This window comes from Neobacillus notoginsengisoli (assembly GCF_003515685.1).
GTDB lineage: Bacteria > Bacillota > Bacilli > Bacillales > Cytobacillaceae > Bacillus_D > Bacillus_D notoginsengisoli.
The window spans coordinates 247,829-260,797 of record NZ_QWEG01000008.1; the positions used below are offsets into that span (position 1 = coordinate 247,829).

The window sequence follows — 12,969 nt, forward strand, 5'->3', positions numbered from 1 at the left end:
TCCTTATAAAAACCACTTGTTATGGTGATGAACCTTAAAATAAATAAAATGTTAATTAAAGGGAGGATTCAATTGGAGACAGAAATAAGCTTTAGAATGGCAACTGAAAAGGATTTAGAAAGTATTGTTGCAATGCTTGCAGATGATGTTTTGGGAAGTAAACGCGAACGTTATGAGCATCCACTCCCTAATAATTATATAAAAGCATTTGAGGCTATTACAGCTGACCCTAATAACGAGTTGGTTGTCGCTTGTGACGGCAATAAAGTGATTGGAGTTCAACAAATAACTTTTACCCCTTATATAACACATCAAGGTGGATGGAGAGCTACGATCGAAGGAGTTAGAACATCAGCGTCTGTTAGAGGAAGGGGTGTAGGTACTGAACTAATAAAATGGGCAATTCAACGTGCAAAAGAACGTGGCTGCCATTTAGTACAATTAACAACTGATAAAAAAAGACAAGATGCGTTAAGGTTTTATGAACGGTTAGGTTTTAAAACAACGCATGAAGGTTTAAAACTAAAGCTTTAATAATACCATTAAGTCAAGGGCTAGGAGAGGACAATGTTAGCTAACTTAAATGATTATATAAAAGATTTAATGGTGTATATTCCTGAAGGAGAAATCAGCCTGCGAGATTTTCGGAACGAGCAAAAATGGATTAGTTCAAACTATAAATTAGGAATGCCGGGTATTAGAAAAAATTTAAAGGAAGTTATTTGGGATGTTGGGATTAAGCCATTTTATCTTGCTAAATATGCGGTGACAGAAGAACTTTATGCGATTTTTATGGGAGAGAAGCTATTAACAACAACTGAGGCTCGAAAACCTGTTGTAAATGTTTCATGGATAGATGCAGTGAATTTTTGTAATTTACTATCTGATGCACTGGGTTATGACAAGTTTTATGATTTTGATAATAAAGGTAAATTAGTTAATTGTAATAATAATACAAATGGTTTTCGTTTACCTACAGAAGCTGAATGGCAATATGCATGTAAGGCAAACTCAAAAGGATATCGGTATGGTGAAATTGAAGAGATTGCTTGGTATAAAGAAAATTCTAACGAACGAATACACGAAGTTGGTATGAAAAAACCGAATGAGTGGGGCTTATATGATATGATCGGGAATACTTGGGAGTGGTGTTGGGACTTATACGATGAAGAGACATTTGGTAATTACAGAATAATTCGTGGAGGAAGTTGGGCAGAAGAAGAACGTGGATGCGGAGCTACTTGCCGTCGAAAGAGTATGCCTGATTTTTATATAGATGATATCGGATTTAGACTTGCTAGATCCATCGTTGAATAATTTGAGATTAAGAATTGATATATATTATTGGGGATAGATGGTGAATCAGGGTCCATGGAACAAATGTTGTAGGATTAAAAAATTCCTTACTGCTCTTCCCAGTTTAATTATAGCATGAAAAAAATGGTTATTACAGACTGTTTGTTATCATTGACTGCTGTTAAAATCAAAGAAACCTTACTATTGAGGAGAGATGTGGATGAGCTCTTTGGTTCTCGGTTTTCAGGAAATGGGTAAAACACAGCTCATGCTCGTTGGCGGAAAAGGGTTGAATTTAGGGGAATTATCAAAAATTGAAGGAATACAAGTTCCAGAGGGATTTTGTGTGACAACAGTAGGATTTCAAAAAGCAATCGAACAAAATGAAACGGTTCAGGCTTTGTTGGATCAACTGACAATGCTAAAAGTGGAAGATCGGGATCAAATTGGTGAAATCAGCGGAAAGATTCGGCAAGTCATTATGGAAGCAGCAATTCCTTCCGATGTTGCGAAAGCGGTTACTCACTATCTCTCCCAGCTTGGTGATGAACATGCTTATGCCGTGCGTTCAAGTGCGACTGCTGAAGATTTACCCCATGCCTCTTTTGCGGGCCAGCACGATACCTATTTAAATATCATTGGCAAAAAAGCAATCTTGCAGCATATCCGTAAATGTTGGGCTTCGCTGTTTACGGATCGCGCGGTCATCTACCGTATGCAAAACGGATTTGAACACAGCAAAGTTTCTTTAGCCGTTATTATTCAAAGGATGGTTCTTCCACAGGCCTCAGGGATTTTATTTACCGCTGACCCGATTAGTTCCAACCGAAAGCTGCTATCGATCGATGCCAGTTTTGGGCTTGGCGAAGCACTCGTCTCTGGCTTAGTATCTGCCGATTGTTATAAAGTTCGGGATGGGGAAATCGCCGATAAAATGATCGCCGCCAAAAAAATGGCTATCTATGGACGAAAAGAAGGCGGAACAGAGACCCGGCAAATCGACCCCGTTCAGCAAAAGACTCAAACACTGACTGACCAACAAATTTTACAACTGGCACGCATCGGAAGACAGATTGAAGCCTATTTTGGTTTCCCGCAAGATATCGAATGGTGTTTGGGTGATGACACATTTTATATTGTCCAGAGTCGGCCAATCACAACACTTTTCCCTATCCCGGAAGCAGGTGAGACCCAAGAAAACCACGTTTATGTATCAGTCGGGCATCAACAAATGATGACGGACCCGATGAAACCACTGGGATTATCTTTTTATCTATTAACGACTCCTGCACCAATGCGTAAAGCTGGTGGACGGTTGTTTGTTGATGTTACCCCTAATCTTTCTTCACCTGTCAGCAGGGAAATGGTATTAAATATCCTGGGGAAATCCGATCCGCTCATAAAAGACGCACTCACCACCATTATCGAGCGAGGAGACTTTATAAAATCGTCACCAAGTGAAGAACAGAGTAAAGGTAAAAATAATAAAGCGGCACCGCCTTTAGGTATTCAGTCACAAATTGAAAGCGATCCGGCCATCGTTGCTGATTTGATTAAGTCTGGTCAAACATCGATAGAAGAGTTAAAACATAACATCCAAACGAAATCAGGACCGGATTTGGTTGACTTTATCCTCGAGGATATTCAGCAACTAAAGAAGATTTTATTTAACCCACAAAGTTCGGCTGTGATTATGGCGGCTATGGGTGCTTCAGCATGGATTAATGAAAAAATGGCGGAGTGGTTAGGTGAAAAAAACGCCGCAGACACGCTTTCTCAATCTGTAGCAAACAATATTACCTCTGAAATGGGTCTGTCGCTATTGGATGTCGCTGATGTAATTCGTCCTTATCCGGAAGTAATTGATTATTTGCACCATGTAAAAGATGATAACTTTGTAGATGACCTCGTTAAATTTGATGGAGGGCGGGAAGCGAAAGAGGCCATCTTAGCTTTTCTATGGAAATACGGAATGCGCTGCTCAGGAGAAATCGATCTGACTAAAACGCGCTGGAGCGAAAAACCAACTACACTTGTCCCAATAATTCTGCGCAACATCAAAAACCTTGAGCCTAACGCCAGCAAACAGAAATTTGAACAAGGACTCCAGGAAGCGTTGCAAAAAGAAAAAGAGTTATTAGCTCGATTGAAGCAATTACCGGATGGTGAACAAAAAGCTAAAGAAACAAAAGAAAGAATCGACCTGATTCGAAATTTCAGTGGCTATAGGGAATATCCAAAATACTTCATGGTGAATCGCTACTTCGTTTATAAGCAAGCTTTATTGAAAGAAGCCGAAAGTCTTTTGCAAGCGGGGGTTATTCATGAAAAGGAGGATATATACTATCTCACTTTTGAAGAACTTGACGAAGTCGTACGAACAAATAAACTGGATGGCCAGATCATTAGCAAGAGAAAAGACGAGTACAAATTATATGAAAAACTGACTCCCCCGCGTGTGATCACGTCTGATGGTGAAATTATTGCAGGTGAGTACAAGCGAGAAAATATCCCAACCGAAGCGATTGCAGGCCTGCCTGTTTCTTCCGGAGTGATAGAGGGAAGAGCGCGTGTCATCTTAAACATGGAAGATGCTGATTTAGAAAATGGTGACATATTAGTCACCACCTTTACGGATCCTAGCTGGACAGCATTGTTTGTATCCATCAAAGGCCTAGTCACCGAAGTTGGCGGACTGATGACACATGGAGCAGTGATCGCGCGTGAATATGGCTTGCCCGCAGTTGTCGGAGTGGAGAATGCCACCAAACTGATAAAAGATGGGCAACGAATTCGTGTGAATGGAACAGAAGGGTATATCGAAATATTATAATTGCTGAAACCTTTGTTTTGATTAATTGAGGATAAATCCTGATTTTCGAGGAGACCCGCTCCTCCCACTCTTCGTGGAAACTTAACACATCCTAAAAAAAGAAGACCCTCTCACGGAGGGTCTTAAATTCAGTGTTTAACTGTCAAAAGGATAAGCATAAACCACATTCCCGTTCCTGCCTTTTGTTGTGGCGGCCTGCGACAGGGAGTTGAGGATGGCTTCTTCCGCCGCCTCAGCCGCCCCGGCAAAAAGCTCGTTCATGACCGGATGGTCTTCCCGGAGCTGCGTTCGGGTTTCGAACATTTCATCAGTAGAATGCGAAATCTTATCGGCAGTTGAAAACGCGATGACAATATCTCCGCTCCCATGGCTGAAATGGCTGCCCGTTCGGCCAAGGCCGATCCCGCACCTTTTGGCCACTCTTAACAGTTGCCTGGAGCTTAACGGAGCATCCGTTGCCATAACGAGAATGATCGAGCCATCGGCCGGCTCAGGGTGGGAAGGAACACTTGGCTCAAGGTCCGAACTAAACCTCCAGTTCAACAGCTCTTCCTTATTCCCAAAATTGCTAAGGACGAGGCACCCGATTGTAAACGTAGCCGAACCGGAGCGGATGATTCGTGAAGATGAACCGATTCCGCCTTTGTAGCCAAAGCAGACCATGCCTTTCCCCGCACCGATAGCCCCTTCTTCCGCAATGTCATCCGAGGCTTTTTTGATTGCTTCCATTGCATGCTCAGGTTTAACGGGCATGCGGCGGATCGAATTCAAACGGCTGTCATTGCACTCCCCGACGACAATATTAATCGTACCCGTTTCGTCACCGATTTCGGGGTTCTCTGCAAGCATGTATTCCAACGTTCCTTGAGTGACGGCAGGCACGCCAAACGTATTCGTCAACATGATCGGTGATTCGATGACCCCAAGCTCCTGGACCTGTACAAGCCCGATTGTTTTCCCAAAACCGTTGAGCACATAGCTTGCGCCTGTGACTTTTTCTTTGAAGAGATTTCCGTTATGCGGCAAAATCGTTGTTACGCCTGTGCAGGCATAATCGTCGCCTTCAATAGGATAATCAAGCGTCACATGCCCAACCTTGACCCCTCCTACATCGGTAATGCAATTTTTCGTGCCGACTGGAAGCCGGCCAATCTTAATTCCCCGTTCCCTGATTTTCAAGTATGTTTTCCTCCTCCCAATCACTGTGCTTTTTCTGAATTCCGTTTTTCTGGATGATTTAAACACTGAATAATGTCAGTCACCCTCAATGACTTGGAAATCGGCATCAGGACACTGATGACAAGGTACATTTAGTTAATTGTTGCATAATTTCAGAATGAACGCACTTTGATGTGCGATTTATTTTGCAAAAGGAACAGGTTTCTGGAAAAGTAATAGCTACGGTCTTTGCTTGTTGTTTAATAATCCGTATAATGAAAATGAAAACCAAACAACAGGAGTGTCATCATGGATATACTGGAAACGATTTTTTCACCTGAACAAATAAAGCGAAACACTGAGCTTAAGGAATATACGTATACAAAAATGGGCGGCAGCGCCGATATTGCTCTTTTTCCGAACACTTACGAGCAAGCGGCATGGGCGATTTCTTTTGCAAAAAAAGAAAATATCCCACTTACCATTCTTGGCAACGGATCGAATGTGATCATAAAAGACGGAGGGATAAGGGGGATCGTACTAATCCTTACAAACCTTTGTGAGATTTCAGTCGATGGAAACAAGATCACGGCTGGAAGCGGCGCAAAAATAATTGATGTATCAAGAATGGCTCTGGAGCATTCTCTGACTGGACTGGAATTTGCCTGCGGAATACCGGGGACTGTAGGGGGAGCCCTTTACATGAACGCCGGGGCTTATGGCGGTGAAACAAAAAATGTCCTTGAAAGCGCGCTTGTTGCAGACAGGGAAGGCAATATCACCAAGCTGAATACAGAAGAGTTGGATTTGGAGTACAGAACCAGCAATATCGAAAGAAAGGGCCTGCTCGTCCTTGAAGCCACATTTATTCTTCAACCTGGGAAGTACGAGGAGATAAAAGAAAAGATGGATGACCTTACACATCAGCGGGAATCGAAACAGCCTTTGGAATATCCGTCATGCGGAAGTGTTTTTAAGCGGCCGCCGGGGTATTTTGCCGGGAAATTGATCCAAGACAGCCATCTTCAAGGCGTAAGTATCGGGGATGCCGAAGTGTCAAAAAAACACGCAGGATTCATTGTGAATAAGAAAAATGCGAGCGCAAAAGACTATATTTCGCTGATTGAGCATGTTCAAAAAACGGTCAAAGAAAATTTTGGTGTGGACCTCGAACGGGAAGTAAGAATCATCGGAGAGGATTAGAACCTAAATTCAATACAAATCAGAAGGCTGCCGAGAAACCCTCGACAGCCTTCATTATTTACGCTTCATTTTTTGCAAAAAGTCCTTTGCTCCACATTCAAGATTGATCGCTTGTTTCCTCAACATATTTTTTAAAATTATTCAAAATCGCCTGCCATCCTTGTTGTTGAAACTCAATTGGATGTGTAGTTTCCGCATCGAACGTTTCAATTACTTCGGTTTCGTTTCCTTGACCTTTGAACGCGATGGTTACTTTTCTGCCATCATCCATTGAATAAGCAATAACCTCATGTAATTTTACTTCATCATAGGTTCCGCCAAAATCGAAACCAGCACTGCCGTCCTTGGCTTCCATTCTTGACACGAATTTGCCGCCTGGTCTTAGATCATTTTCGGCAAAAGGGGTGTGCCATTCGTCTGAAGCACTATTCCATTTTTTAATATGATTTGGCTCTGTCCAAAACCTCCACACCTTTTCAACTGGTGCTTGAACTGTTGCCTCAACGGTGACCTTTTGGAATGTTTGCACTGTTTACCACCTCCTCTAACAATTTTTAGCGATCTGTCCACATAATATGCTTGGCTATAGTATAAATGTTTATGGGAGGATTTCCTAATGTTAATAGTCAGAATATTACATGATGATTGCGTTTAACAACTAATTTCAGGTGCATATATTTTTAGTTCTTGAATCCTACTTGATCTTATTTACGTATGTTATTTAACAAGAAAAAAGGGGGCGATCCTGTGGATGTAGCCGAAACAATTTTGTTTTTCATCTTAGTTGTAATCCCATTGTATGCCACTTTAATATGGACTTATTTTTATCCGGAAGAAAGTATGTTATGGGGCAAAAGGTGGTTGTATAAAGAGGAGCCAGAAATAAGCGAAGACGCCATCCGTTATACGAAGACAGCTTCACTTGTTTCATTAGTGGTACTTACAATCCTTTTGTTCTTTATCGTTCTCTAACAACTACTTGCATTAATACAGGTCTTTATTTTGCCGATATGAATTTTAGAATCTATGAAAAGCTGAAAAAAGCCATAAGAAAGCAGGGGTGCCTGCTGGAGGGCAACCTAACTTGGGAAGTTCCATGTCCCCGTTTCCTATAGCTGCTTATTCATTTTATTTAACGCATACTGAAGCCCGCTGTTTAAGGAGCCAAATGTTTTTATTTCATCTAAATGAATGCCTAACCCGATAATCGTTTGGGCAATTTCAGGCCTCAACCCGACAATGATGCTTTCCGTTCCCAATAATCTTGCAGCTCTTGTGGAGTTGATCAGCGTTTGAGCGACAAAGGTATCGACTGTCGGAACCCCGCTAACATCAAGAAAGACAATCTCAGCCTTATGCTTTTCGATTCCTTCAAGCAGTATTTCCATGATCGTCGTTGCTCTTTCTTCATTGATGCTCCCGACGAGCGGCATGACGACAATTTTTTCAAAAAGCTGGATAGCGGGTGCGGACAATTCGAGGATTTCTTCCTTCTGCTTCAATAAAGCATCTTCCCAATTGTTTGCACAATCATTGATAATCTCAGCTAAAATTGGATCAAACCAGCGGTCAATCTCGTTGTAAACATAAAGGACGTCTTCTTTTGTCAAATCCTCCTGAAGCAGCGTTTTTAACGCAACCCTTCGAAAAGCCTGAAAACCATAAACAATATGATTCAAGGAAATATTGAAATTCATCAGCCTCGAATATACTGAATGCAATTCCGAAGAGGTTTCCGTATCCAAATTTTTTATGCTTTCAAAAATAATCCTGAATAACTCATTTGCCAATCCTTCCTCTAAATAATCCGGATTTGGAATAGCATTCTGTAACTCTTTAGACCAATTTTGCAAAAGTTCACGGCGATTTTCATTCAACAGTTCATTTATTCTCGTTTGCATGTATTATCTACCTCAGAAAAATGATATAGGATTTCTAATAGTTTGTTATACCCGACTTGGCAGGAAGTAATCATTGAATTAGCATGGTATCGTAGTTTCTGACAGATAAGGCAGTCGCCGATAATGTAAGCTATTTTTCCTTGTCCTATTTAAGTAACGTACATTAGCGACCGAGTATCGTGTTACAATCATTTTAAAATGTGTTTGTGAAAGGATTTACTACATAAGCAGGTGCCTATAAAGCTCTGCATCTTCGGACAGTATCGGGCATTATTGGTGAAAAACTGTCCGAAGTAGAGGCATCTTCGGACAAAGGAAGGCCTGCAACTTCATTCTCTGTCCGAACCTAGGTCAGCTTCGGACAGTAACGGGCATTATTGGTGGAAAACTGTCCGAAGTAGAGGCATCTTCGGACAAAGGAAGGCCTGCATCTTCATTCTCTGTCCGAACCCAGGTCAGCTTCGGACAGTAACGGGCATTATTGGTGAAAAACTGTCCGAAGTAGAGGCATCTTTGGACAAAGAAAGACCTACAACTTCAATCTCTGTCCGAACTTAGGTCAGCTTCGGACAGTATCGGGCTTTATTGGTGAAAAACTGTCCGAAGTAGAGGCATATTCGGACAAAGGAAGGCCTGCGTCTTCAATCTCTGTCCGAACCTAGGTCAGCTTCGGACAGTAACGGGCATTATTGGTGAAAAACTGTCCGAAGTAGAGGCATCTTCGGACAAAGGAAGGCCTGCAACTTCATTCTCTGTCCGAACTTAGGTCAGCTTCGGACAGTAACGGGCATTATTGGTGAAAAACTGTCCGAAGTAGAGGCATCTTCGGACAAAGGAAGGCCTGCAGCTTCATTCTCTGTCTGAACCTGCCGAGAGCTTCAGACAGCAGACCTCACAGACACCAAAACGTTAACTTTTAAATAGAAGAATAGAATAGGTGGATAATAAAATGAAAGATTTTCATTGCTGTGCAACGTGCGAGCATTTCCGGGCGGTGAAAAAAGCGGAAGGAATGCAGTATGTCTGCAGCCGGCTCGGGTACGAAACGAAACCAGCTTATAAATTTAACTGCTGGAGCCCAAAAGCGCATGTACAGGAGCTCATCAATAAAAATAATAAGGGCCAAGCGGGCAGTTAGGGGCGTGTTAAAATAGACTAGAGTTGGTGTGTGAATCACTCCTTCTATGGCATCGATCTGGTGATAAACTCGATGATTAGAGTAAAAACTCCTAATAGTACTGTCATTAAAGTTGTAGCCAATACTATTATTTTGCTTACTACAATCCTTTTTTCTGTAATGACTAATTTTCGATACAGGAGATAAATGATTACACCTAAAAGAATCGAACCGCCCCAACTAATTAGTCCGACTTTTGTCATTAATTTCTCCCAATCAAAAATCCAAAAGTACAGAATGGCTAAATGAACAACAACCAAAGGTTTTGAAGAGAGTGCTAACAGTTTTATTACCATAATAATCACCTCAGCATAATTATACTCCTACTATTGGTAAATTTGCCAAAACGAGGTGAAACTTTTTGAGTCATGGGCCGTGAACTCAGGAAGGATTTGTCCATTTTTTGTGGAAGTTCTTTATGGACAACGTGGTAATTTAGTTTACTAGAAAAATAAAGGGGAGTCATATGATTTTGACATGGGAACCAAACTGGTATGGACTGGACCAACCTCTCATTGTAGGTGACATTGATTACTTTTATCTTGATAAACATGAAAAAACATTTGTGAATGATCTTATTTCCTCTGAAGACAAAGAAGTGCGTGCTGAAATAATCAAGATCACGCATCGTGAACTGGGAGATTTGCAGGGACTACTGACAATTGGTTTAAGCTATAAGTTCTTTTTAAAAGATGGTACATTCATTCAAGTTGATGCAGAGGAGAATATAGGCCAGATTGATTATCCGAACGGTATAGAAGTAAAGGATTGGCTTTTTCATATCGAACTAAACGTGCTTGAGGCGACTGGCTTATCTTCTCTAGAGAGAAGCAAAAGAACAACGAAACTCGAACGATTAAAGCTGGAAAAGGAAAGAAAAGAAAGGTATAAACACTTATTGAATGTTGATTTTTTATAGACCTTGGCATAACTTTTTGAAAAGGCGGGTTTTAGATGTATATTCCTAAATACTTCAAGGTTTCGGATGCCGAGGAAATCTGGGAGTTTGTGCAAAAGCACTCTTTTGGGACGATTGTGTCAACAAAACAAGGGAAACCAATCGCCACTCATTTACCCTTTGGGTTTAGCAAAAAAGGGGACGATTACTTCATTACTGGGCATATGGCCTATGGAAACCCCCAGTGGAGAACGCTGCAAGCCTGTGAAAATGTGCTTGTGATGTTTCAGGAGCCGCACGCATATGTTTCGTCCTCCTGGTATTCTCATGAAAATGTTCCGACATGGAATTATCAGGCTGTCCATATGAATGGAAAAGCTAGTATTTTAGAAAAAGATGAACTAATAGAGGATTTAACAGTACTTTTGCAAAAATATGAACAGCATCGTGAGAATCCAGTGTTATGGGATAAGCTTTCTACTGAGCTTTTGCAAAATGAATTAAAAGGCATTGTTGGATTTAAGATTAAGGTGGAAGAAATCCAAGCAGCTTATAAATTAAGCCAGAACCGAAATGATCTGGATTATGCGAACATTATTGAAAAATTGAAGGATGAAGGAAACGCCAATTCCGTGCAAGTTGCGGAAGAGATGGAGAAGAACAGTGAAATGAAGCAACGGAAGGGTATATGATAAAAGTGGATAGGATTAAGGAAATGCAAACAGGTGACGTGTATCGGTTCAGGAACCATAGTAACAAAGGATATTCCACCCAATGTTGTGGCAGAGAGAACTCCGTGTAAGGTGATTAAGCATCTTTAAACTTTGGATGATTGGGATCGAAAGTAGGGGTGAAAATGCAGTAGGTGATTCATCGCCCAATAAATGAGCAGTAAAGCTGTTCATAAGTTGATAGGGATGAATCACCTGGCACTATCACAAATCGACGGCTTGTGTTTGATTAAAATTCTTAATAGTAGTTATCTCGATGCCTTTTGTCTGATATTTCTCAAGCATTGTATTGAGCAGATCCCTTTTTACCGAAAATATGGAGTCCTCCAAAACAATAACTCGATAACCCCTGTTTATGCCCCCCAAAGCTGTCTTGTAAACACAAGCACTGGCATCTGCGCCAACAATGTAAAGGGTATTAATTTTATTTTTTATGAGATAACTTTCAAAATGTTCCTCAGAAAAAGCATCAGTGCGGAGTTTGCTAAAAATGTTATCCGATTGAATGGATAATTCGTTATATAAGTCAGCGCCAACACTATCAGCCTGGTACATACCACCAGAAATCAATGAATCCAAAGGGTTACCCTTAAACTCTTGCTTTGTGTAAATAATCTCCATGTTAGCGTCATTGGCGTATTCGATAGCTGTATTGATGTTAGCTATTAACGGTTCCGTGTTGCCGTATTCAGATATTCCTAAGGTGTCATTTTGGATATCTAATATAAGAAGTGCGCTCTTGGGGCTATCATATTTGGCAATAGAATCTCCCTTTGTGGCACTCGACAAATAGATCAATCGTAAGGCTATAATCCCTATGCAAAGTACCAATATTCCAATAATACTAATGACTAACATACGAAGATTTCTCCTTTTATTCTTTTTTTTCATACCAATCACCTCACATTTATTTATCGTTTGGGGGTGTTATAATCGTTGCAAGAATACGCATATTTTGTCCCTTAACCGATGTGTTTCTTGTTTGATAAGGTGCAATTATTTCTTTGAATTTATTTCCGATCTCAATCATTTCTTCACCGGTTGCATAGATAGGTGTTGCGCTGAAACCAGATACGTCCTTAACAATATTTATAGAGGGTTTTTCAGCGTAATTTTGAAACTCTTTCATCAATACAATCATAAAGTTCGTAAATAACTTAAAGTATGCTTCACCATCATTTTGCTCAATAATAGATTGGTTGACATTCAAAAAGCTCTCGTTCAATGCGTAAACTTTCTCCGTTACGGCGCGGACTTTATTTTCTGCAACAATTTTTAAAATCCCACCATCTACTAAACGATTTAATGTGCGATAGAGCGTGGCCTGTGGGATATCATTTTGGGATGATAATATATCTTTTGCAGTACACTCACCTTTTTTTTGGATAGTAAGAATGATTTGGCTTTTAACAGGGTTAACTATGCAATCCATTATTTCCTTAATGCTAATGTCCACTTGGATAATACCTCCTAATATTATCTTTAAGATTATATTCTCACGTTGATAATATAGAAGTCAATACGTTTTTATCCATTTTATACTTATAATAGAAAAATAAGGATTATATTTGGTGAATTATCAAGGTTGATCAAACTAAGGAGTTCAGACATAGCTACAGAAAAAAAGAAGATGAACACTCCATTTTGAACTGCCCCCTGTCAAGTAGACAGTGGAAATAATAAAAACAAGCTAAGCGGCTTTAGTCCTGTATTCCATGGGGCTAAGGCCGTTTAATCGTTTTTGGTATCGATTATGATTATAAAAGTGTATG

At 40.6% G+C, this 12,969-nt stretch carries 15 protein-coding genes; 8 read left to right on the forward strand and 7 right to left on the reverse strand.

Annotation, left to right across the window (positions count from 1 at the left end; all coding sequences use genetic code 11):
- The first annotated feature begins 48 nt into the window (after positions 1 to 48).
- From D1B31_RS14205 to ppsA, 3 genes are all read left to right on the forward strand, one after another.
- Positions 49 to 534, forward strand: a complete 486-nt coding sequence (locus tag D1B31_RS14205) for a GNAT family N-acetyltransferase (protein WP_420846109.1) — start codon at positions 49 to 51, stop codon at positions 532 to 534.
- 33 nt (positions 535 to 567) lie between these two features.
- Positions 568 to 1,317 carry a formylglycine-generating enzyme family protein gene (locus tag D1B31_RS14210; protein WP_118921453.1) on the forward strand — a complete coding sequence of 250 codons (750 nt, stop codon included), beginning with the start codon at positions 568 to 570 and terminating at the stop codon, positions 1,315 to 1,317.
- 199 nt (positions 1,318 to 1,516) lie between these two features.
- Positions 1,517 to 4,129, forward strand: a complete 2,613-nt coding sequence (gene ppsA / locus D1B31_RS14215; protein WP_118921455.1) for a phosphoenolpyruvate synthase — start codon at positions 1,517 to 1,519, stop codon at positions 4,127 to 4,129.
- A 135-nt stretch (positions 4,130 to 4,264) separates the two neighbouring features.
- Here ppsA and D1B31_RS14220 read toward each other — a convergent pair whose 3' ends face one another.
- Positions 4,265 to 5,308: a P1 family peptidase gene (locus D1B31_RS14220; protein WP_118921457.1), complete on the reverse strand. Its 1,044-nt coding sequence runs from the start codon at positions 5,306 to 5,308 to the stop codon at positions 4,265 to 4,267.
- 288 nt (positions 5,309 to 5,596) lie between these two features.
- Between D1B31_RS14220 and murB the strand changes: the two genes are divergently transcribed.
- The gene (gene murB / locus D1B31_RS14225; RefSeq protein WP_118921459.1) at positions 5,597 to 6,490 is read left to right on the forward strand and encodes a UDP-N-acetylmuramate dehydrogenase; all 894 of its coding nucleotides are present in this window, start codon (positions 5,597 to 5,599) and stop codon (positions 6,488 to 6,490) included.
- A gap of 97 nt (positions 6,491 to 6,587) precedes the next feature.
- On the opposite strand, the gene D1B31_RS14230 is transcribed toward murB, so the two are convergent.
- Positions 6,588 to 7,019, reverse strand: coding sequence for an SRPBCC family protein (locus tag D1B31_RS14230; RefSeq protein WP_118921461.1), 432 nt, complete (start codon positions 7,017 to 7,019; stop codon positions 6,588 to 6,590).
- Positions 7,020 to 7,237: 218 nt separating this feature from the next.
- On the opposite strand from D1B31_RS14230, the gene D1B31_RS14235 reads away from it, so the two are divergent.
- A complete protein-coding gene (locus tag D1B31_RS14235; protein WP_240035271.1) occupies positions 7,238 to 7,462 on the forward strand; it encodes a hypothetical protein in 225 nt (74 codons plus the stop codon).
- A gap of 137 nt (positions 7,463 to 7,599) precedes the next feature.
- On the opposite strand, the gene D1B31_RS14240 is transcribed toward D1B31_RS14235, so the two are convergent.
- Positions 7,600 to 8,391, reverse strand: coding sequence for an STAS domain-containing protein (locus tag D1B31_RS14240; protein ID WP_118921465.1), 792 nt, complete (start codon positions 8,389 to 8,391; stop codon positions 7,600 to 7,602).
- Positions 8,392 to 9,340: 949 nt separating this feature from the next.
- Here D1B31_RS14240 and D1B31_RS14245 point away from each other — a divergent pair.
- Positions 9,341 to 9,529 carry a hypothetical protein gene (locus D1B31_RS14245; protein ID WP_118921467.1) on the forward strand — a complete coding sequence of 63 codons (189 nt, stop codon included), beginning with the start codon at positions 9,341 to 9,343 and terminating at the stop codon, positions 9,527 to 9,529.
- Between the two features lie 44 nt (positions 9,530 to 9,573).
- On the opposite strand, the gene D1B31_RS24725 is transcribed toward D1B31_RS14245, so the two are convergent.
- Entirely contained in the window at positions 9,574 to 9,864 is a 291-nt protein-coding gene (locus tag D1B31_RS24725; protein ID WP_118921469.1) for a hypothetical protein, read from the reverse strand.
- A 170-nt stretch (positions 9,865 to 10,034) separates the two neighbouring features.
- Between D1B31_RS24725 and D1B31_RS14255 the strand changes: the two genes are divergently transcribed.
- Together D1B31_RS14255 and D1B31_RS14260 are read left to right on the forward strand one after the other, a co-directional pair.
- Positions 10,035 to 10,487 carry a hypothetical protein gene (locus D1B31_RS14255; protein WP_118921471.1) on the forward strand — a complete coding sequence of 151 codons (453 nt, stop codon included), beginning with the start codon at positions 10,035 to 10,037 and terminating at the stop codon, positions 10,485 to 10,487.
- A 35-nt stretch (positions 10,488 to 10,522) separates the two neighbouring features.
- On the forward strand, positions 10,523 to 11,158 hold the full coding sequence (locus tag D1B31_RS14260; protein ID WP_118921473.1) for an FMN-binding negative transcriptional regulator: 636 nt from the start codon (positions 10,523 to 10,525) through the stop codon (positions 11,156 to 11,158).
- A 243-nt stretch (positions 11,159 to 11,401) separates the two neighbouring features.
- Here the strand turns inward: D1B31_RS14260 and D1B31_RS14265 are convergent, their stop codons facing one another.
- From D1B31_RS14265 to D1B31_RS25190, 3 genes are all read right to left on the reverse strand, one after another.
- Positions 11,402 to 12,088, reverse strand: coding sequence for a cysteine hydrolase family protein (locus tag D1B31_RS14265; RefSeq protein WP_118921475.1), 687 nt, complete (start codon positions 12,086 to 12,088; stop codon positions 11,402 to 11,404).
- 16 nt (positions 12,089 to 12,104) lie between these two features.
- Complete coding sequence (locus D1B31_RS14270) at positions 12,105 to 12,653, reverse strand: helix-turn-helix domain-containing protein (RefSeq protein WP_118921477.1); 549 nt, start codon at positions 12,651 to 12,653, stop codon at positions 12,105 to 12,107.
- A gap of 234 nt (positions 12,654 to 12,887) precedes the next feature.
- Positions 12,888 to 12,969 (reverse strand): IS3 family transposase (locus tag D1B31_RS25190; protein WP_142922562.1); only part of this gene is annotated, 82 nt, incomplete at its 5' end.